Here is a 19,070-nt window from a genome sequence, read left to right on the forward strand (position 1 = left end):
GGATCAATTGCTTAACGTCTTCACCTCGTCAGGCTCATAACCTGAAGGCCAAAGGTTCAAACCCTACTCCCGCAACCAGCGATATTTGCTAAACCGCCCGTCAGACCTACAAACAGCCCACCGGACTCTTTGCTGCACGATCTCACTTCGTGAGGCCCCTGGTGTTGAAAAAGGCAAGGGATAACATGATCCTGTGTTAGGTCTGCTAGGTGCCAAGGGATTGCAAGGTCTGAAACACCGGGTGGAAGAGCTGAAATTGATTTAGACATTCTTCCCTAAGACCTGCCTGGGTTACGGTGGGTTGGGCGGTAAGATCTGTCCAAACGGTAAGCCCCTTGCGGCGCAGAAGGTCCAGATGAGGGTGATCACTCGAATAGCCTGACGGTCCACGCTTCAACTCGGGTTCGCTGATCCTGACATTCCTGGCCGTAAGATCATTGATAATTGCCATGAGGTCATCGCCCGCTGGTCCTGCTATGCCGGTCCGGTACTTCTCTAGGGCTGCTTTTTCATATTGGAAGACGCCGCACCCAAGGGACAGGCAATCCGGGGACAGCCCGAAATGCCAAAGCGGGGGCTGATCTCCGCAATCGCCGGGTATGAAAGACATGCGCAGATGAGGATTATAGGGTGTCTTGTCGTTTGAGAACCGCACGTCTCGATGAATACGATAGATCTTGACTGAATGGGGCATGTGCGTCATCTCGGCTAGCGCCTGTGACATCTGGGCCGCAAATTGTTCTGCGGGCTGTTTGATCGCGGCCTCATAGATCTGTTTGTTGGCGTGAAACCACTCGCGTCGGTTATTGGCTCGCAGTTCAGAAAGAAACTGAAGGGCCTCGGGCGAAAAGCAGCGGAACTGATCCATCATCTTCTCCTGATATTCAACTTTTCGGCGGCAGGCTGGCGGCGTGCGCCAAGCACAGGCTCAGCCAGTCACCCAGCGCAGCCGGATCGCAGTCGACCTCGTCTACAACGACAAACCCACCGAGTTTTCGCTTTCCGTGGACAATCGGGTTTGCAAACGGATTAGAAAGCGCCTCGGTCTCTTTGGCCTTGCCGACACGGAACATGAACCGTCCAAACCCGTCTTTGTCGCGGCGCGCGCCGCACAACATATTGCCGTTCAGAAAAAAGCAGGTGCCACCCATCATCCGCATTTCGGAAATTCCAATATGCGCCTCGAGGGCGAGGCGCATACGTTGATTCAGGTGTTCATCATTTGGCATCAGACTGATCCCGCCAACTGCCAAAGAATTGACAGGGACAAGACGAGCATCACCAATGTTGTCAGTGCGGCACCGATCACCCGACCTTTGCCGTCGGGGGTGGAACGCAGGCTGACATAGTGTACGGCGCGGGCCACCAACAGCACAAGACCGCATCCGCCGACCAGCCAGTCTGAGGCACCGGCAATTTCCGCCCCCGCCAAAGCCAGCAGCGCCAGAGGAACATATTCAGTAAAGTTCCCATGTGCCCGAATCCGCCGCAGCAGTTCGTCGTCATCCCCGTGCAGCAGTAAAATTCCGGTCTGGGATCGTCTGATGCCTACAAGAATTCCCATCGGAATACTCATAAGCACAAAGATTGCTGTCACAAGCAGAGCGATTTGCGGTGTGTGTTCCATGGGAATTCTCCTGTCTGCCCAAGATTAAGACGCCATGCTTTCATAAGTAATCAACGCAAACCGAGCGCCTTGTGGGTCGTTCAGAGTGGCCATCCGGCCGACCCCGGGCATATCTATGGCGGGTTGCAAGACTGAGGCTCCCTGTGCAACTGCGGCTGCTAGGCTGTTATCGACATCAGCAACCGTAAAATAGATCGTCCAGTTGCCATCCGTCTCGGGCATGGGCGAGAACCCTCCGATTGGCGTTTCACCAACCACCGCGGCGGCATAGCTTGACCCGTCCTGCATCGGCATCTCGTTAATGTTCCAGCCCAGCACATTTTTGTAGAATTGCTTGGCCTTGGTCTGGTCTGGCCCGGAATGCCCGATCCAGCCCGAGTTTCCAACGGTGGTCATGTCCAGAATGCTCATCTCTATCTCCCTTTGATTGCCCGCTGCATGCGGGACTGAACAAAGGACGCGTGAGGATCGGCCTTTCCTACAACTGGTTCAAATCTTTTTCACAGGCGGCGATTTCTTTCAGGACCGCCACACGTTCCGGTCCCGTCGGACCAAGGTTCAATACGCGGTTAAGGGACTGGATCGCGGCGGGAAGATCGCCGATCTCTCGCAACATTGCCGCGCGCAAGGCATGGAACCAGCGATAAGACGCCAGATCATTCGCCACGGTATCCAACGCAACAAGCGTGCGGCGTGGGCCATGAACCCTGGACCCGGCGGCGATCTGGTTCAGGCGGATGACAGGTGAGGGCTGGAGGCGATAGAGCGCGGCATAATGCGCCTCGATCAGAGACCAGTCGGTATCTTTTGTCGATTGGGCATGCGCATGAACGGCGGCGATTGCGGCCTGAATACCGTAAACACCAACTTGGTTCAGCCGTTCGGCCTTTTGCATCAGGGCTGTCGCTTCGGCGATGTTGGCCTTGTCCCAAAGGGCCCTGTCCTGATCTTCCAGGGCTACAAGATCACCTTGATCGTCTAGCCGTGCTTCACGACGGGCATGTTGCAGAAGCAACAGGGCCAGCAGTGAAATCTGCTCGGCCATCGTCGGGAACAAGGCAACCAGCAGCCGGGCCAGACGTATCGCCTCATCGCATAGTTTGAGCCGGATTTGCACCGGGCCACCCGAGGTTGACCAGCCTTCGTTGAACATCAGGTAGATCATCAAAGACACTTCGCCCAAACGCGCAGCCCGCTCCTGTGGCGTGGGTGTTTCAAAAGCGACAGAACTTCCTGCGATCCTTTTCTTGGCGCGGGTAATTCGCTGTTCCATTGCCTTTGTACTGACAAGGAAACCACGGGCGATTTCTTCCACACGCAACCCGGCAACAATTTTTAGGGCCAGCGCAATCTGGTCTTGCCGGCTTAGGTCCGGGTGACAACAGATGAACAGCAGGCGCAGAACATCGTCGCGCAGCTCGTCCGGATCTGGTGCGTCATCAGCCATGGAATGAAATTCTTCCCTGTGGCGGGTCAGGATTGCGCTGCGGCGTTGGGATTTGCGCAAACCATCCAGCCCGGCATTACGGGCGGTGGTCAAAAGCCAAGCTAGCGGATCGCGCGGCGCGCCTTGTTTGCGCCATACGGTCAAGGCCTTTAGACAGGCTTCGGCAAATGCATCTTCGGCAAGGTCGATGTCCCGGAAATACCGCGTCAGGGCCGCGATGGCCTGCGGGCGTTGCTGCAAGAACGTGGCCTCTAGCCAATCCGACACGCGGTCAATCCAAGGTCATCGACCCGCCTGCCCAGGCGGCGGGGCGGACCTCAAGCCGGGCAACAGGTGACGAGATCATTCGCGCATGTTCAAGCGCCTCATCCAGATCGTTGAACTCGGCCAGATATAAGCCCAGAAAACTTTCTTTCGTCTCAGCGAACGGGCCGTCGACGATCATAGGTTGCAGAGTCTCGGCAGCCGCGGGTTCGACTGTGACAGCCGTAGTCGGGGGCATCAGTTTGACGGACAGGAAATCCCCGCGCTGCCTGAGGGCATTCTGTAGCACCGTATGTCCAGCCATGACATCGTCCTGACGGTCCTGTGGCAACGCTTCGAACACACCCGCCTGACCATAGATCGAGATTGCATAGATCATTTTTACCTCCGCGATGTTGGTTTCATCCTGCTAGGACGCGCGAGGCTTTGCAAATCCGACACTCATTTCACCGATCTGCACAGTTTCTGCAGATCTTCTGCACCCGAGCTTCCCGACCTTTGGGTCAAACCAGTCCCTTAAAACACAAGAGGGAAGAAATGGCGCAGCAACTTATAATATCTGGAGTTCCGAATTCTGTGGCGCTGGACGCTTGGTGGCTGTCGGAAGAGACGGTGATTTCAGGCACCAAGGGCCCGCCGGGTTCAACCCCGGGGTTTGCCACCGATGGTCGCGCATGGCGCGTGATCGGGTTTATCTTGCTGGTCGCGCTGGCGGATTACCTGTTCTGGGGGCATCAGGCGGGTGTGTCTCTAGCGGTCTTTGCTGTGGCGGTCTTTTTGTGCGGCCTGCCCGCGGATCGGTCTGGCAAAGGGGTGCTTATGCCCGCAACGGTTTTGGTGCTGAGTGTTTTGCCGGTCGTGGATTTCGTTCAACCATTATCGGTCGCGTTTCTTTTGTCCGGGCTCGTCGTTGCGATTGTCTGGGTCAGGCACCCGAAAGGCCAGGTTCTGGAACTGCTTTTGCTGGCGCTCGGGTTTCTGACTGATCTTCCAAAGAACTGGCTTGGCCCGGTCCGCGCGATACCCGGCCTGAAAACCACGATTGTCAGCGATGCCGGAGGCGGCTGGAAGCGGGTTCGGCAGTTCCTGCGCAACTGGAGTCTGCCGATTGGCGGGACGATGGTTTTTGTTACCCTGCTGGCCGAGGCGAACCCGGTATTCCAATCCCTTGTCACCCCGGATATCGCTTTCGGTCAACTGCTGCAGCGCGCCATGTTCTGGGGAGGGATTGCGCTGATCATCTGGCCGTTTGTTGACAATCACCCGCTTCGCGGACTGAACCCGCGACAATTCGCAGGCCCTCAGACGATCCCCGGCCTCAACGGTGGTTCGGTCCTGCGGGCGCTCTGGGTGTTCAATGCACTGATTGGTGTTCAGACAGTGCTGGACCTTTCGATTCTGCTGGGCGGGGCCTCATTGCCCGAGGGGATGAGCTATGCATCCTATGCCCATCGCGGCGCATATCCGTTGCTGGTAACGGCGCTGCTGGCCGGTGCATTCGCCCTGGCAGCGCGGCCGTTTCTGGATGAAAATCGGGTGCTGAAACCGCTGATGGTGTTGTGGCTGGCACAAAATGTGGCTCTGTGCGGTGCGGCGTTGATGCGTCTGGATTTATATGTCGGCACCTATGGCCTGACCTACCTGCGTATCTATGCGCAGATCTGGATGGGTCTTGTTGCGGCAGGTCTGGCGCTGGTTGGGTGGCAAATAGCGTTCAGGAAATCCAATAGTTGGTTGATCGCGCGAACCGGCATTCTGAGCATACTGGTCCTCTATTGCGCCAGTTTTGTGAATTTTGCCCATGTGATCGCGACCCGAAACCTGAAACTGCCCGAACCGGACTATGCCTATCTGTGTTCGTTGGGGCCCATGACCGGGATGCATAACAGCTACGGGTATCCGAATTCGCTGTGCTATTTTGAAGCCGACCCGATCAACAGCTGGCAGGAATGGGGCTTTCGAAAGTGGCGCCTGTCCCGCTATGGTGCCGATCTGAGCAGTATCGGTCCGGGTATATGAATATCTTAGTTGTCGATGATGATCCGCGGTTGCGTGAAGTTGTGCGTCTGGGGCTGGAACGCGCTGGCTACAGCGTTTCGACCGCCGCCAACGGTCAGGAAGCCGTAATCAGCACGTTTCGCGACGAACCGGACCTGATCGTTCTGGATGTTGGCCTGCCCGAACTGGATGGCTTTGCCGTATGTCAGAAAATTCGAACCCGTTCGGACGTCCCGATCCTGTTCCTGACCGCCCGCGATGATGAGGTCGACCGAATTCTGGGGCTGGAACTTGGGGCCGATGACTACGTGACCAAGCCTTTTAGCCCGCGCGAACTGGTGACGCGGGTCAAGGTGATCCTAAGGCGCACCAATCGCATTGTGGCGGCGCCGGGAAATCTGCGGCACGGCCCCTTGACCTTGGACCGGACCGCAAGACTCTGTGCTTGCCACGACACGGAAATTGCCCTGACCGGGACTGAGTTTCAGATCATGGTGATGTTGATGGAAACACCGGGCCGTCTTGTTCCCCGCACGGCCCTGATTGCCGAGATTTGGGGCGCGCGCAGCCAGGTCTCGGACAGGACCTTGGACAGCCACCTGCGGAACCTGCGGAACAAACTGGCAGAGGTTGGTTTGCCCGACGCGGTGGAAACCGTGCATGGACAGGGCATCCGGATGCGGAGGCTGGGGTGACCCGGCACTGGCGGCCTTCATTGGCATTTGTGCTGGGCGGTGCGCTGGTCGGGACATTGGGTCTGTCATTCGCGGGTCTGGTGGCTCTGCGTTATCTGGGGCCAGAATTCGGATTTCGGAACTCTGCTTTGGTTCTGGGCGGGGTGATCTTTCTGGCTACGTCGGGGCTGGGTTGGTTGCTGGTGCGCCTACTGCTTCGCCCGATCAAAGCCCTGCAGGCCTATGCCGGGGCGCAAGAGGCGGGTACCCAGGCGGCCTCAATCCAGCATTTCGGCACCAAAGAGCTTCACCAGACCGCAACTCAGGTCGTCACCATGGCCGAGGCGCTGCGTGACCGTGAGGCGACCATCCGGTCTTATACCGATCACGTCACGCATGAGTTAAAATCGCCGGTAACCGCAATCCGCGCGGCGGTTGAGATGCTACAGGACACCCCAGATGGCAGCGATGACTCCAAAGCCCTAATCGCGCAGATCGACGGCGCGCGTCAGCAGATCGAAACCCAGCTTGCAGCACTTCGGGATGCCGCCCGCGCGCGCGAGGCCCGATATGTCGGGGCAAGCACCCTGCGCGATGCGTTGCCTGGGGCGCCTCCGCTTGAGCTAAACCTGTCCGGGGCGGATGATATCGCATTCCCGATTTCGGCCGAGGGGTTGCGGATCGTTCTGGGCCATATTCTGCAAAACGCCAAAGATCATGGGGCCAGCGCGGTGGATCTGCGTTCCGAAGAAGCTGGAAATGCGGTTATTCTGACCGTGTCCGACAATGGGGTGGGGATTTCGCCCGGTAACGTCGACCGCGTGTTCGATCCATTCTTTACCACCCGCCGGGAAAGCGGCGGGACGGGTATGGGTCTGGCTATTGTCCGTAACATCCTGTCTGCGCATCGCGGTGAAATCGAAAACCTGCCCGCCCCATGTGGCGCGTGCTTTGAATTGCGGTTCTTCAGGTTCTAATCGGGGCCATAGGTCATTCGTGTATTGGCCCCGAATGTTTGACAGAATTGATCACTGTTGGGCAGGCAGTGGAAGGCAACCGGGCAGGCCCGCAGGCAGGACCAGCCGTGCCCCTCGCCGGTAAAGCGATTGGGCGAACCCGCTGCTATCCGATGTGACCGTGACACTGACTTGCGAAGAGTCGATGACCGCCACATCATCCGCTAGATTTCGCATCAACCCCTCTGAGGGAAAGACCACGACATAGGCAGGGGCCTCGTCCGTTATCAATGCGACGACCACCAGAACCGACAGCCATCCAAGCACCATAAGGGGGATGGCTGTCAGGAGTGATCTAATAGTCATGGATATGCTCAAGCGTCAGGCCGTCCCCCTGGATCTGGCGCAGACGCTGCGAGAGGTCCGGAACCTTGACCAGTATCAGATGACGATAGTCCCCGAACCCTTGTCGTTGGGCGCTGAAGATTGCATCCGGCGCAGTTGGTTGATCCGACAGGGCGGTGAACAGAATGTCGTCATTGCCGGCGATCTCGACAATCTCGACCCCCGCGCTGGCCATTTCCGCCATTAGGTTGGTCAGGGTGCGGTAGCGTGGCGTTTCGACCTCAAACCCGTTCGGGCCTTCAGAGATAACCTTCACGCCGGGATAGGCAGACAGGCTGTCTGCACTGGCACCGGTGATGATCATCCGCAGCGTCAGCTCATCAGCGCCGACCTGCGCAACCGCCTGTTCGATCACGCCCGCATAGGCCTGTTTGGCACCGTATTCCAGACCCAGCGCAATCGCCCTCTCGCTGTCGCGCAGGCTGCCGCTGTTTTGTTCGACCAGGCTCTGGGCGTCGTCGGCGAAGGGCCATTTATACCACGGAACCTGTTGTAGGAACGCGGCATATGCGGCGGCCTGCTGTGCCGACAAATCATCCAGAGGTGCCCGCTGTGGGCCCCGCAAGGCAGAGGCCAGCCGACCGAGGGTTTCCTCATAGGCAGCCTTCAGCGCCAGCTCGGCGGAAAAGCTGGCACCGATCACATAGACCATCTGTTTGGTGGCCCCATCAACCTGACCGAGAGCGGAGGCGGTCCGATTCAGATCGCAGAGCGACCCCCAAAACCCGGTGATACTGCTCCAGAACCCGTAATCATGGGGATCGCCGGTGCGCAGAACCTCGGCGTAATCCTCATAGGCGTGGACAATGTGCCACTCGGGATAAGTCATCAGCGTGCGGGTTTCGGCCCGGTGATGTGCCGGGTCGATCAGGGCGGTATGAGCCGGGGGCTGACCCGTACCACGGCAGCTTGTTTCCACATAGAGGATCGGAGCAGCCAGCGCGATCCCGGCAAGGATCAACACCAGAATCAGCCGTTTGGTCCACCGCAGCAGGAACCTCATGCAGTGTGTCTCCGGTCCCGCAGCCCGGCCCAGGCGGCAACGCCGCCAAGCGCCAGATGCGGCAGGTTGGCAAACAGGCGGGGCAGGGACAATTCCGGCCCGGCCGATGGGTTTGTAAAGATACCCAGATCAAGATAGCCATAACCGGTGAAAAACCCGAACACGCCGTCCCCCAGATAAGCCAGCCCGAACAGGATCAGAAAGCTGCGAGCCGCGCGGTGTGACAACAGCCCGGCGATCAGCGCCCAAAGGGCCGAGGCCACGTGCAGCGCATCGTCATAGATATCCAGTGCGAAAATGCCAAAGGCCAGACCATCCTGATCCGTCAGGCCAGGAACATAGTTTAGCGATGCCGCAATCATCAGCGCGACAAAGTAAACCAGACAGAGTTTTTGAAGGTTGCTCATAGACGCCCCAGATAGCTGTCCCAAAGGTTGTTCCGCAGAACCAGTTGCGGATCAAGCTCTCGTTTTGCCTGCGCAAACCCTTCCGCATTGGGGTAGGCTGCAGTCAGTTGATCCAGTGTCGCATGTGGCCTGTACGGCAGGTAATAGGTTCCGCCAATCGCCACGATCCCGTCGATCAGCGCCCGGGTCATCCGCGCCATGTCGGCTTCGCCGCGTTCGGTCAGCTCCTGGCTGAACGACATGACAGCGGCGATCCGGGGCTGGCTTGCATAAGACAGAACGGCCTGATCGTCCTGTGCGACATAGCGCAGCGTTACATTCAGAAACTCTTGATACGAGGCCGGAATTACCGCGCGGCACACTGATAAGAAATCGTCGAACGCATCGAACCCCACGAAATACTCGTGCAGGATGTCGGTCCGGTCCGGATCGCGGTCGTCCAGAGTCACAACCGGTTCGTTGATCAAAGTGTTCCGCGTCGCCTCACCCGAACCCAGCGCTGGGCCCAGCCGTGTTTCATTCCACCAACGGAAGGATTTGAAGGGCTCGCTGCCCAGTTGAGCCCGGTACAGACGGCTGGCCGCATGCGACATCCACCCCGACCCGGACGCTGGTGGCAGGTCCGACTGGTCCGAGCCTTCGCGATATGTCACCAATAGCGCTTTCTCGAAAAACGTATCGCGTTCAACATTCAGGCGGCCATAGGCCATTGTGACCGCCGGGTCGTCAATCGCCGCACGAAAGGCCGAGGCAAACGCTCCTGCTTCCAGAATGTCGAAACCCGGCGTCAGACGTGAATTTGGAACCATCTCGACCTCAAGGTCCACGATCACGCCGATCAACCCGTACCCGCCCATCGCCAGATTGAACAGCTCGGTGTTCTCGGTGGGCGAACAGGTCAACAACTCACCCGAGGGCAGGATCATGCGCAACGACCGGACCGTCGCCCCCATCGGGCCAAAGGGAACCGGCCAGCCATGTGCATTGACCGAATAAGTGGCGGCGACACCGAAATCATTATTTGACTGCATGACTTTGGGGGACCAGCCTGCGGGATCAAGCGCTGCGATGACCTGTGACCAGCGGGCTCCGGCATGGGTCAGATAGGTCCCGGCTGAACCGTCGATCTGAACCGATCCATTGTCAAAGGTAATCGCTGTGCCGTTGCGGGGAATGGCTTGCCCACCCATGGAATGCCGCGCGGCCCCAATGTTGACCGGGCGTCCTTCTGATCTGGCCTCCGAAAGCTCTTGCCGGATGGCGGCGATCAGCGTGTCTCCGGGGTCATCGCTGAGCACCAGATGTTTGTGGATCGGTGTCGGTGACAGTCCGCTGGCGTCATTCATCACTTTGTCGCCGGTTTCCGCAAATGTCCTTCTTGTGCCTTCATAGACAGGAAGGTCCGGTCCCAGCCACCGTGACGCAACCCATCCTGCCAACCCTCCGCCGGCAAACAAGGCCGCCCTTCTGGTAAATGTTTTCATCTTTCGATTTCTCCCGAAGTTAACTGGGACATCTGATCAAGAATGATTTTAAGCGCAGTTTGAAATTTCTGCGGGCCTCAATCGGGGTATGTGCCTGACCCCTGCCAAGGTGTCCATTTGGGCATCGGGTCGAAGAATGTGCAAGTCCAAGGCCTGCTGTACCAGCGCAAAGGTGTCCTAGTTGCCCCGGATCAGGCCGACGGGTACCTGCAGCATGGCGATGCGCCATGTTCAGCAGATTCGGGCAAGGTCCAAGGACCAGTTTTTTGACCGCAAGTGGCTCGAAACTTGACTTCATTCCCGGAATGTTCAACCGGAAGGCATGTTTTGAAAACTGCGGAAATCCGTACTTGTAAGACAGTCAGCGGCCACAGCTTGGCGTAAGCTTTCCGCTACGTAAGTTCATGCGCGCACGGCAGATTTGCGTCGGGGCATCCGCCAAACTGCCGTTTTTATGCTCAATCAGGTGTTGCAACTGTAACGATGATCTGGATGATCAGGACCACCAAGGCCGTAAAAATGGTCTGTCGTCCAAAGGGCGATGTTAACAAAAAGGGGAGTTACAAATGATTCTAAGAAACCTGATGATCGCTGCAAGTGCGACGGCGCTGATGGCGGCGGGCGCTTCGGCGGAAACGCTGCGCTGGGCGCGGGCCGGTGATGCTCTGACGCTGGATCCGCATTCGCAGAATGAAGGTCCGACGCACACCGTGCGACACCAGATTTACGAGCCTCTGATCATCCGCGACGTGACCGGTGCATTCGAGCCCGCGCTGGCGACCGAGTGGGGCCCCAAGGCCGATGACCCGAATGTTTGGGTCTTCAAGCTGCGCGAGGGCGTGAAATTCCATGACGGTGCGGACTTCAACGCCGAAGATGTGGTGTTCAGCTTTACCCGAGCCAAGCAACCTAATTCCGACATGAAAGAGCTGATCGGTTCGATCGTCGAAGTGCGCGCAGTTGACGATTTCACCGTCGAGATTGTCACAGATGGTCCGAACCCGATCCTGCCGTCGAACCTGACCAACCTGTTCATTCTGGACAAGGGCTGGGCCGAGTCGAATGACACCGTTAATGTTCAGGATTTCGAAGGCGGCGAAATCACTTATGCCACCACCAATGCCAACGGTACGGGCCCCTATGTTCTTCAAAGCCGCGAACCTGACATCAAGACGGTAATGGTGCGCAACGACAACTATTGGGGCATCGACCAGTTCCCGATGGAAGTGACCGAGATCATCTATACCCCGATCCAGAACGCTGCGACCCGCGTTGCGGCGATGCTGTCGGGTGAGGTGAACTTCCTCCAGGATATGCCGGTGCAGGACATTGAACGCGTCAATGGTGTCGACGGTCTGATGGTCAAGCAAGCCCCGCAGAATCGGGTGATCTTCTTTGGTATGAACCAGGGTGCCGATGACATCGAGGCGGATAACGTGGACGGCAAGAACCCTCTGGCCGATGTGCGCGTGCGTCAAGCGATGTCGATGGCGATTAACCGTGATGCGATCAAGCAGGTCGTGATGCGCGGCCAGTCGCAGCCTGCAGGCATGATCGCACCGCCCTTCGTGAATGGCTGGACCTCTGACATGGACGGCGAATCCTCCACCGATCTGGCCAAGGCCAAGGAACTGATGGCAGAGGCAGGTTATGGCGATGGCTTCTCGCTTCGGCTGGACTGCCCGAATGATCGGTACATCAACGATGAAGCTATCTGTCAGGCGGCTGTTGGGATGCTGGGCCAGATCGGCGTGACCGTGAATCTGGACGCCAAGCCCAAGGCGCAGCATTTCCCGCTGATCACCGATGGCAAGACAGATTTCTACATGCTGGGTTGGGGTGTGCCGACATATGACTCGGAATACATCTTCAACTTCCTTGTTCATGGACGCGAAGATGACATCGGCACGTGGAACGGCACCGGTTATCAGGACGATGCGCTGGACGGGAAGATCAAGTCGCTTGCCTCGAATACCGATCTTGACGCTCGGAATGCCGACATCGCCGACATCTGGCGGGTTGTGCAGGACGAAGCGCTTTACATCCCCATTCATCACCAGGTTCTGAACTGGGGTATGGCCGATGGTGTGGGCATCGAAGTGGATGCCGAAGATCAGCCCAAGGTCAAATATTTCACTCTGAACTAAGCCATTCAGATCAGTGATTTGGCAGGGCGCGGTTTCGCGCCCTGCCTTTTGCGCTATTGTTAAGCGCAACACCGCATCGCGGGGCAAAAAAGGGAGATTTCGCCATGACCCTCAGGAACAGTGCCATTGCTTTGGCCTTGCTGGCCACCACCAGCGTTCAGGCTGCCGAATTCAAATGGGCCTCGACCACGGACCCGCAGACGATGGACCCGCACGCGGTCAACTCGGCCCCGGTTCTGGGGTTTCTGAACAATGTCTACGAAGGCCTTGTGCGCCGCGACAAGGACATGAGCGTTCAACCCGCGCTGGCCGTCAGCTGGGAGACGATAGGCGACGGCGAAGGTTGGCGCTTTAACCTGCGTGAGGGCGTGACCTTCCATGACGGTAGCAGCTTTGATGCGCAGGACGTTCTGTTCAGCTATCAGCGCGCCTCGGGCGAGGCAGCGGATACCCGCAGCTGGTTCGCGCCCATCAGCGAGGTGATCTTGGTCGACGACTATACGGTCGATTTCATGACGACTGCGCCGAACCCGTTATTCCCATCCTCAATCGCCAACTGGATGATCATGGATCAGGGCTGGGCCGAGGCCAATGACGCAGCGGTGCCCGACAAAGAGGTCGGGAATTACGCCACCCTGAACGCCAACGGCACAGGCGCTTTCAAACTTGCGGCACGAGAGCCCGGCCTGCGCACGGTTCTTGAGCCCTTTGACGGCTGGTGGGATCAGGCCGACCACAACATCACAAGTGCTGAGTTCACTCCGATCCAAAACCCGGCGACAGCGGTTGCAGCCTTGTTGTCAGGCGATGTGGACATGATCAACCCGGTGCCGATTCAGGATGTGGCGCGCCTGAAGGAAAACGGGGATGTCGACGTCATTCAGGGGATCGAGGCACGGGTCATCATGTTGGGGTTCGATCATCAGGCTGAGGTGCTTAAATACACCGACGATGCGGGCAAACCGAACCCGTTCCGTGACCCGCGCGTCCGCAAGGCAGTGGCACAGGCGGTCAATGTGGATGCCATTCTTGCGACTATCATGCGGGGGAATGCCGAAGTGGCCTCGCAACTGGTCAGCCCGGCGATGAGTGGTTATTCCGAGGCGAATGCAGACCGTCCCGCCTTTGATGTCGATGCCGCAAGGGCCCTGCTGACCGAGGCCGGATATGCAGATGGGTTTTCGTTCGGGCTGAAATGCCCCAATGACCGCTATCTGAATGATGAGGCCGTTTGCCAGGCGGTTGTCAGCATGCTGGCCCAGATCGGGATCACTGCGGAACTGGATGCCATGCCGGTCCGTAACTACTGGCCGGAACTCAGGGAAGGCAAATACGATATGTACCTGCTGGGCTGGAGCCCCGGTACATTTGATGCCGAACACCCCGTGCGCTTCCTTGTGGCTACCCCAAACGAAGAGAAAAAGCTGGGCAGCTGGAATTTCGGCGGATTTTCGAACGCGCGGGTGGATGAGCTGCTGCCGAAGATCCAGTCTGAGTTGGATGCGGGCAAACGGCAGGCGATGCTGGATGAGGTCACGCAGATCATTCAGGACGAACAGGTCTATGTGCCGATGTATGTGCAACCTCTGGTCTGGGGCACACGCAGCAATGTCGAACTGACGCAGCGCCCGGACAACTTCTTTCTGCTGCGCTGGGTAACGGTTAACTGAAACCGGGGCGGGGCCAGAAAACGCTAGCTTGCGTTAGCGGTATCTTGACCACCCCGCCCGGGCTTGCATAGACAGTCCGATCAACGAGGAAAACGAATGTTCGCTTATATTGTCCAAAGGATGTTCCAATCCGTGATCGTGCTGCTGATCGTGGGTCTGGTTGCCTTTTCGATGTTCCGCTTTGTCGGTGATCCGATCGACAACATGCTAGGGCAGGAACGTACGCAGGCCGATATCGACCGGCTGCGGTCCGATCTTGGTCTGGATCAGCCGTTTCCGGTGCAATATTTCAAGTTCCTGCAAGGCGCGGTGCAGGGCAATTTTGGCGTGTCCTACCGGCAAGGCCGACCGGTTTCGACCATCATAGCCGAACGCGCCCCCGCGACATTGGAACTGGCCTTTGTGTCGGGCTTTCTGGCCATCACCCTTGGCATCGCGCTGGGCGTTTTCACAGCGATTCGACGACAGGGGGTGGCGGCGAATATCATCATGACCGTGTCGTTGATCGGGGTTTCCCTGCCAACCTTCCTAATCGGGATATTGCTGATCTATATATTCTCGGTTGAATTGGATCTTTTACCCAGCTTTGGGAGGGGCGAGACCGTTATGATTGGCGGCTGGTCCACGGGGTTCCTGACAACCTCGGGGCTCAAGGCGCTGATCCTGCCGGCGATCACGCTGGGCCTGTATCAGATGACGCTGATCATGCGGCTGGTGCGGTCGGAAATGCTTGAGGTCCTGCGTGCCGACTATGTCCGTTTTGCACGTGCGCGTGGGCTGTCGGACCGGGTGATCAATTTTCGCCACGCGCTGAAAAATACGCTGGTGCCGGTGATCACAATCACCGGGTTGCAGCTGGGCTCGATCATCGCCTTTGCCATCATCACCGAGACGGTGTTTCAGTGGCCCGGTGTGGGCCTGCTGTTCATAAATGCGATCCAGTTTGTCGATATCCCTGTTATGGCCGCCTATCTGATGCTGATCTCGGTCATGTTCGTGTCGATCAATCTGATCGTCGATCTTTTGTACTATGCCATTGACCCGCGCCTGCGTGTCGACGCGAGGGCCACATGACCGATACTTCTGAAACTTCGAGACAAGTGCCCAAATCGCGGCTGGCCCAATTTTGGGACAGCGATTTCGCATGGTCCTTCCGTCATTCGCCCGTGGCGATGGTTGCCTCATTTGTTGTGGTCCTGCTGGTGCTGGCGGCAATACTGGCCCCGCTGATTGCGCCGCATAACCCGTTTGATCCGGCAACGCTGAACCTGATGAACGGATTTACACCGCCGGGCACGCCGAATGCCTTTACGCAGGACACGTTCCTGCTGGGCACCGACGATCAGGGGCGCGATGTGTTCTCGACCATCCTCTATGGGATGCGCATATCCCTGTTTGTCGGCGCAGCGGCGGTGCTGCTGGCGTTGATCATCGGAGTTGTTCTGGGGCTGGTCGCGGCCTATTTCGGCGGCTGGGTCGAGACGCTGATCATGCGGGTCGCAGATGTGCAGCTGACCTTTCCTGCCATTCTGGTCGCCATGCTGATCTTTGGCATCGCCAAAGGCGTGACCCCACCCGAATATCGTGACGAGATGGCAATCTATGTTCTGATCATCGCCATTGCCCTGTCCGACTGGGTGCAGTTTGCCCGGGTCGTCCGCGGTGCGGCGTTGGTGGAAAAGAACAAGGAATACGTGCAGGCCGCCCGCCTGATCGGGCGCGGTTCTTTCCCGATCATGTTCCGCCACATCCTGCCCAATGTACTCAGCCCGGTTCTGGTCATCGCCACGATCTCACTGGCGCTGGCGATCATTGCCGAAGCAACGCTGAGCTTCCTCGGCGTAGGGGCACCACCAACCCAGCCGTCATTGGGCACGCTGATCCGTATCGGGCAGGGCTTCCTGTTCTCGGGTGAGTGGTGGATTTTGTTCTTCCCGGCCTGCACCCTGTTGGCGCTGGCCCTGTCTGTGAACCTGCTGGGCGACTGGCTGCGCGATGCACTGAACCCCAAGCTGCGGTGATTTCATGAGCCTTCTGACGATCAATGACCTGACGGTCGAATTCCCCACCCGCCGCAAATTGTTCACAGCCGTGGACCATGTGGACCTGTCGGTTGAACCCGGAGAAATCCACGGCTTGGTTGGCGAATCCGGGGCCGGTAAATCCACCATTGGCGCGGCCATCATGGGATTGTTGGATCGCCCCGGCCGTATTGCCAGCGGCACGATCCAGCTGAGCGGTGACCAGATCAGTGGTCTGGATGCCGAGGCGATGCGGGGGCTGCGCGGCAAAAAGATCTCGATGATCTTTCAGGACCCGCTGACCTCGCTGAACCCGTTATTCACCGTGCGCGAACAACTGACCGAGACCATTCAGGCCCATCTGGGTGGAACGGATGCCGAGGCGAACCAACGCGCGCGCGACCTGATTGACCGGGTTGGCATTCCTGATCCGGACACGCGGCTGGACCAGTATCCGCACCAGTTCTCGGGCGGGATGCGGCAGCGTGTGGTCATCGCGCTTGCCTTGTGTACCGAACCGGATGTGATCATCGCGGATGAGCCGACCACGGCGCTGGACGTCTCGGTTCAGGCGCAGATTCTGGACCTGATCAAAGAACTGGCGCGGGAACGTCAGGTGGGCGTCATCCTGATCACCCACGACATGGGTGTGATCGCGGACACGACGGACAAGGTGACGGTGATGTATGCGGGCAAGGTTGTCGAAACCGGCCCGACCGTGCAGGTGATGGGGCAGCCCACCCATGAATACACCAAATCGCTGATCGCTGCCGTGCCGCGCCCGACCCTGAAACTGCATCGCTTTCCCCAGATCAGCTATGGTGGACGCGAGACACGCTTTGCCATCGAAGACATGGCCCGCCACTGGCCCAAGGTGGATAATGACACCAGCAAACCGGTGTTCGAGATCCGCAACCTGACCAAGAAGTTCCTGCAGCGCAAAGGCCTGTTGCCCTGGGACCGCACCTATTTCACCGCCGTTGACGAAGTAAGTTTCGACATCCGCGCAGGCGAGGTGTTTGGCGTTGTGGGTGAATCCGGCTCGGGCAAGTCGACTGTCGCACGGATGATTGCAGGGTTGTACCCTGTGGATGGCGGCACGATTACATTCGACGGGCAGGTGGTCAGCGATCTGACCAATCGGACCGCGCTGGATGCCTATCGCAAGAACATCCAGATGATCTTTCAGGACCCGTATTCCTCGCTCAATCCCCGTATGCGGGTGGATGAGATCGTGGCCGAGCCGATCCGCCATCACAGGTTGATGGAAGGTGCAGATATCAAACGCCGCGTCGATGAGTTGTTGGATCAGGTGGGACTCGGCCATGAGGCCGGGCAGAAATACCCGCATGAATTCTCGGGCGGACAGCGGCAACGCATCTCGATTGCACGTGCGCTGGCCACGCAACCGCGATTCCTGATTTGTGACGAGCCAACCAGCGCGCTGGACGTGTCCATTCAGGCGCAGATTCTGAACATCTTGAAGGACCTGCAGGAACATCTGGGCCTGACCCTGCTGTTCATCAGTCATGACCTGCCGGTGGTACGTCAGATGTGCGACCGAGTGGCAGTGATGAAACAGGGCCAAATTGTCGAGTTGCAGGAAACCAATAACTTGTTCGCCAACCCCCAGACGGATTATGCCCGCGAATTGTTGCGCCTGATGCCCAGGCTTGATGACCTGTCGACCGAGGGGTTGGACGCCGAATCCTGAGGCAGTGACGATTCCAGTATTGGCGGTATGACGGAAGGTCCGTCAATATGGCGATAGTTTTGACGTTTTCGTCAAGATTGCCTCTGCAGATTGAACAACTGTGCCTTCATACTTTCTGAAACGAAAGAGGAGGCGCGTTTTGAGCTGGAATATCTGTGTCATCGGAGCAGGCAAGATCGGTCAAATGATCGCGACTTTGCTGCAAACTTCATCCAACTATTCGGTCACAGTTGCCGACCGCGATCTGGCGGCGTTGTCCGTGCTGAATCGGCAGGGAGTTTCGACCCGCCAGATTGATGTCAGCGATGAAACGCAGCTGGCTGAGGGTCTGAACGGTTTCGATGCGGTTATCTCGGCGGCTCCGTTTTTCCTGACCCCACGGATTGCCAAAGCCGCCAAATCGGCCGGCGCGCATTATTTTGACCTGACCGAAGATGTTGCCGCCACCAACGCGGTGCGCGAGTTGGCCGCCGACAGCGAAACGGCCTTTATGCCGCAATGCGGGTTGGCACCGGGTTTTGTCGGCATCGCCGGCGCGGCCTTGGCTGCGGAGTTCGATACGCTGGACAGCCTGCATATGCGGGTCGGGGCGTTGCCGCTCTATCCCACCAACGCATTGAAGTACAATCTGACCTGGTCCACCGATGGGCTGATCAACGAATATTGCAATCCGTGCGATGCCATCGTGAATGGCGAACGGGTCAAGACCGCTCCGCTCGAGGATTACGAGCGTTTGGGTCATGACGGGGTGGAATATGAATGCTTCAATACCTCGGGCGGGTTGGGCACGTTGCCAGAAACCCTGGACGGAAAGGCGCGGGACGTGTCGTACCGATCGATCCGCTACCCGGGACACCGTGACATTCTGCGTTTGCTGCTGAATGATCTTGGATTGGAACGTCGTCGCGACCTGATGAAGGAAATCTTCGAGACCGCGCTGCCGCGGACCGATCAGGATGTGGTTCTGGTTTATTGCACCGCAAAAGGCATGATCGATGGGGCTCTGCGCGAGAAATCCCTGATCAACAAATCTTATGCCCGTACCCTCAATGGTCAGGTCTGGAGCGCCATTCAGGTCACCACTGCTGCCGGTGTTCTGGGTGTGGTTGATCTGATGCGAACGGGTGCTTTGCCCGGCAAAGGGTTCGTGCTGCAAGAGCAGGTGAACCTATCTGATTTCCTGAACACCGAATTCGGTCAGCTTTACCGCACCGGGGACATAACCAAACAGAACAAGGCGGCCTGAGATATGA

General features: G+C 58.1%; 19 protein-coding genes. 9 read left to right on the top strand and 10 right to left on the bottom strand.

Annotated features, from left to right (window positions below):
- Positions 1–205 precede the first annotated feature (205 nt).
- The 6 genes from AC2FJV_RS12740 to AC2FJV_RS12765 form a co-directional block, all read right to left on the bottom strand.
- Entirely contained in the window at positions 206–868 is a 663-nt protein-coding gene (locus tag AC2FJV_RS12740) for a DUF2461 domain-containing protein (protein ID WP_496713879.1), read from the bottom strand.
- Between the two features lie 16 nt (positions 869–884).
- The gene (locus tag AC2FJV_RS12745; RefSeq protein ID WP_271950983.1) at positions 885–1,229 is read right to left on the bottom strand and encodes a TfoX/Sxy family protein; all 345 of its coding nucleotides are present in this window, start codon (positions 1,227–1,229) and stop codon (positions 885–887) included.
- Positions 1,229–1,627: an MAPEG family protein gene (locus AC2FJV_RS12750; RefSeq protein ID WP_496689890.1), complete on the bottom strand. Its 399-nt coding sequence runs from the start codon at positions 1,625–1,627 to the stop codon at positions 1,229–1,231. The genes AC2FJV_RS12745 and AC2FJV_RS12750 overlap by 1 nt, the downstream gene beginning before the upstream one ends.
- 24 nt (positions 1,628–1,651) lie before the next feature.
- Positions 1,652–2,038 (bottom strand): VOC family protein, encoded by a 387-nt coding sequence (locus AC2FJV_RS12755; RefSeq protein ID WP_142638446.1) that lies wholly within the window; start codon positions 2,036–2,038, stop codon positions 1,652–1,654.
- Between the two features lie 67 nt (positions 2,039–2,105).
- Positions 2,106–3,341, bottom strand: a complete 1,236-nt coding sequence (locus tag AC2FJV_RS12760; protein WP_496713880.1) for an RNA polymerase sigma factor — start codon at positions 3,339–3,341, stop codon at positions 2,106–2,108.
- 4 nt (positions 3,342–3,345) lie between these two features.
- Entirely contained in the window at positions 3,346–3,717 is a 372-nt protein-coding gene (locus tag AC2FJV_RS12765; protein ID WP_142638441.1) for a YciI family protein, read from the bottom strand.
- Between the two features lie 158 nt (positions 3,718–3,875).
- Between AC2FJV_RS12765 and AC2FJV_RS12770 the strand changes: the two genes are divergently transcribed.
- Genes AC2FJV_RS12770 through AC2FJV_RS12780 form a run of 3 tightly spaced genes read left to right on the top strand, consistent with a single transcriptional unit; the run spans position 3,876 to position 6,987 of the window.
- Positions 3,876–5,357 (top strand): DUF4153 domain-containing protein, encoded by a 1,482-nt coding sequence (locus tag AC2FJV_RS12770; protein ID WP_496713881.1) that lies wholly within the window; start codon positions 3,876–3,878, stop codon positions 5,355–5,357.
- On the top strand, positions 5,354–6,031 hold the full coding sequence (locus AC2FJV_RS12775) for a response regulator transcription factor (protein ID WP_142638437.1): 678 nt from the start codon (positions 5,354–5,356) through the stop codon (positions 6,029–6,031). Before AC2FJV_RS12770 ends, AC2FJV_RS12775 begins: the two co-directional genes overlap by 4 nt.
- Complete coding sequence (locus AC2FJV_RS12780; RefSeq protein ID WP_496713882.1) at positions 6,028–6,987, top strand: sensor histidine kinase; 960 nt, start codon at positions 6,028–6,030, stop codon at positions 6,985–6,987. Before AC2FJV_RS12775 ends, AC2FJV_RS12780 begins: the two co-directional genes overlap by 4 nt.
- A gap of 51 nt (positions 6,988–7,038) precedes the next feature.
- Here AC2FJV_RS12780 and AC2FJV_RS12785 read toward each other — a convergent pair whose 3' ends face one another.
- The 4 genes from AC2FJV_RS12785 to AC2FJV_RS12800 are packed head-to-tail and all read right to left on the bottom strand — an operon-like array spanning position 7,039 to position 10,265.
- Complete coding sequence (locus AC2FJV_RS12785) at positions 7,039–7,332, bottom strand: hypothetical protein (RefSeq protein ID WP_496713883.1); 294 nt, start codon at positions 7,330–7,332, stop codon at positions 7,039–7,041.
- The gene (locus AC2FJV_RS12790) at positions 7,322–8,374 is read right to left on the bottom strand and encodes a hypothetical protein (protein ID WP_496713884.1); all 1,053 of its coding nucleotides are present in this window, start codon (positions 8,372–8,374) and stop codon (positions 7,322–7,324) included. Before AC2FJV_RS12790 ends, AC2FJV_RS12785 begins: the two co-directional genes overlap by 11 nt.
- Positions 8,371–8,781 carry a DUF4383 domain-containing protein gene (locus AC2FJV_RS12795; RefSeq protein WP_282022209.1) on the bottom strand — a complete coding sequence of 137 codons (411 nt, stop codon included), beginning with the start codon at positions 8,779–8,781 and terminating at the stop codon, positions 8,371–8,373. The genes AC2FJV_RS12790 and AC2FJV_RS12795 overlap by 4 nt, the downstream gene beginning before the upstream one ends.
- Positions 8,778–10,265 carry an FAD-binding oxidoreductase gene (locus tag AC2FJV_RS12800; RefSeq protein WP_496713885.1) on the bottom strand — a complete coding sequence of 496 codons (1,488 nt, stop codon included), beginning with the start codon at positions 10,263–10,265 and terminating at the stop codon, positions 8,778–8,780. Before AC2FJV_RS12800 ends, AC2FJV_RS12795 begins: the two co-directional genes overlap by 4 nt.
- Positions 10,266–10,831: 566 nt before the next feature.
- Here AC2FJV_RS12800 and AC2FJV_RS12805 point away from each other — a divergent pair.
- The 6 genes from AC2FJV_RS12805 (at position 10,832) to AC2FJV_RS12830 (ending at position 19,063) form a co-directional block, all read left to right on the top strand.
- Positions 10,832–12,412, top strand: a complete 1,581-nt coding sequence (locus AC2FJV_RS12805; RefSeq protein WP_185956712.1) for an ABC transporter substrate-binding protein — start codon at positions 10,832–10,834, stop codon at positions 12,410–12,412.
- Between the two features lie 104 nt (positions 12,413–12,516).
- Positions 12,517–14,082 (top strand): ABC transporter substrate-binding protein, encoded by a 1,566-nt coding sequence (locus tag AC2FJV_RS12810; protein WP_496713886.1) that lies wholly within the window; start codon positions 12,517–12,519, stop codon positions 14,080–14,082.
- Between the two features lie 96 nt (positions 14,083–14,178).
- Positions 14,179–15,156 carry an ABC transporter permease gene (locus AC2FJV_RS12815; protein WP_142638424.1) on the top strand — a complete coding sequence of 326 codons (978 nt, stop codon included), beginning with the start codon at positions 14,179–14,181 and terminating at the stop codon, positions 15,154–15,156.
- Complete coding sequence (locus AC2FJV_RS12820; protein ID WP_271950952.1) at positions 15,153–16,103, top strand: ABC transporter permease; 951 nt, start codon at positions 15,153–15,155, stop codon at positions 16,101–16,103. Before AC2FJV_RS12815 ends, AC2FJV_RS12820 begins: the two co-directional genes overlap by 4 nt.
- A gap of 4 nt (positions 16,104–16,107) precedes the next feature.
- Positions 16,108–17,817, top strand: coding sequence for an ABC transporter ATP-binding protein (locus AC2FJV_RS12825; RefSeq protein ID WP_496694071.1), 1,710 nt, complete (start codon positions 16,108–16,110; stop codon positions 17,815–17,817).
- Between the two features lie 139 nt (positions 17,818–17,956).
- The gene (locus AC2FJV_RS12830) at positions 17,957–19,063 is read left to right on the top strand and encodes a saccharopine dehydrogenase family protein (RefSeq protein WP_496713887.1); all 1,107 of its coding nucleotides are present in this window, start codon (positions 17,957–17,959) and stop codon (positions 19,061–19,063) included.
- The last annotated feature ends 7 nt before the right edge of the window (positions 19,064–19,070 follow it).

The sequence above is a fragment of the Ruegeria sp. CDSA241 genome (assembly GCF_059611265.1).

Bases quoted from the DNA above. Each gene is read 5' to 3' on its own strand.
- AC2FJV_RS12785 (WP_496713883.1), bottom strand. From the start codon at position 7,332: ATGACTATTAGATCACTCCTGACAGCCATCCCCCTTATGGTGCTTGGA.
- AC2FJV_RS12775 (WP_142638437.1), top strand. From the start codon at position 5,354: ATGAATATCTTAGTTGTCGATGATGATCCGCGGTTGCGTGAAGTTGTG.
- AC2FJV_RS12770 (WP_496713881.1), top strand. From the start codon at position 3,876: ATGGCGCAGCAACTTATAATATCTGGAGTTCCGAATTCTGTGGCGCTG.
- AC2FJV_RS12755 (WP_142638446.1), bottom strand. From the start codon at position 2,038: ATGAGCATTCTGGACATGACCACCGTTGGAAACTCGGGCTGGATCGGG.
- AC2FJV_RS12740 (WP_496713879.1), bottom strand. From the start codon at position 868: ATGGATCAGTTCCGCTGCTTTTCGCCCGAGGCCCTTCAGTTTCTTTCT.
- AC2FJV_RS12795 (WP_282022209.1), bottom strand. From the start codon at position 8,781: ATGAGCAACCTTCAAAAACTCTGTCTGGTTTACTTTGTCGCGCTGATG.
- AC2FJV_RS12790 (WP_496713884.1), bottom strand. From the start codon at position 8,374: ATGAGGTTCCTGCTGCGGTGGACCAAACGGCTGATTCTGGTGTTGATC.
- AC2FJV_RS12820 (WP_271950952.1), top strand. From the start codon at position 15,153: ATGACCGATACTTCTGAAACTTCGAGACAAGTGCCCAAATCGCGGCTG.
- AC2FJV_RS12745 (WP_271950983.1), bottom strand. From the start codon at position 1,229: ATGCCAAATGATGAACACCTGAATCAACGTATGCGCCTCGCCCTCGAG.
- AC2FJV_RS12825 (WP_496694071.1), top strand. From the start codon at position 16,108: ATGAGCCTTCTGACGATCAATGACCTGACGGTCGAATTCCCCACCCGC.
- AC2FJV_RS12805 (WP_185956712.1), top strand. From the start codon at position 10,832: ATGATTCTAAGAAACCTGATGATCGCTGCAAGTGCGACGGCGCTGATG.
- AC2FJV_RS12815 (WP_142638424.1), top strand. From the start codon at position 14,179: ATGTTCGCTTATATTGTCCAAAGGATGTTCCAATCCGTGATCGTGCTG.
- AC2FJV_RS12810 (WP_496713886.1), top strand. From the start codon at position 12,517: ATGACCCTCAGGAACAGTGCCATTGCTTTGGCCTTGCTGGCCACCACC.
- AC2FJV_RS12800 (WP_496713885.1), bottom strand. From the start codon at position 10,265: ATGAAAACATTTACCAGAAGGGCGGCCTTGTTTGCCGGCGGAGGGTTG.
- AC2FJV_RS12765 (WP_142638441.1), bottom strand. From the start codon at position 3,717: ATGATCTATGCAATCTCGATCTATGGTCAGGCGGGTGTGTTCGAAGCG.
- AC2FJV_RS12750 (WP_496689890.1), bottom strand. From the start codon at position 1,627: ATGGAACACACACCGCAAATCGCTCTGCTTGTGACAGCAATCTTTGTG.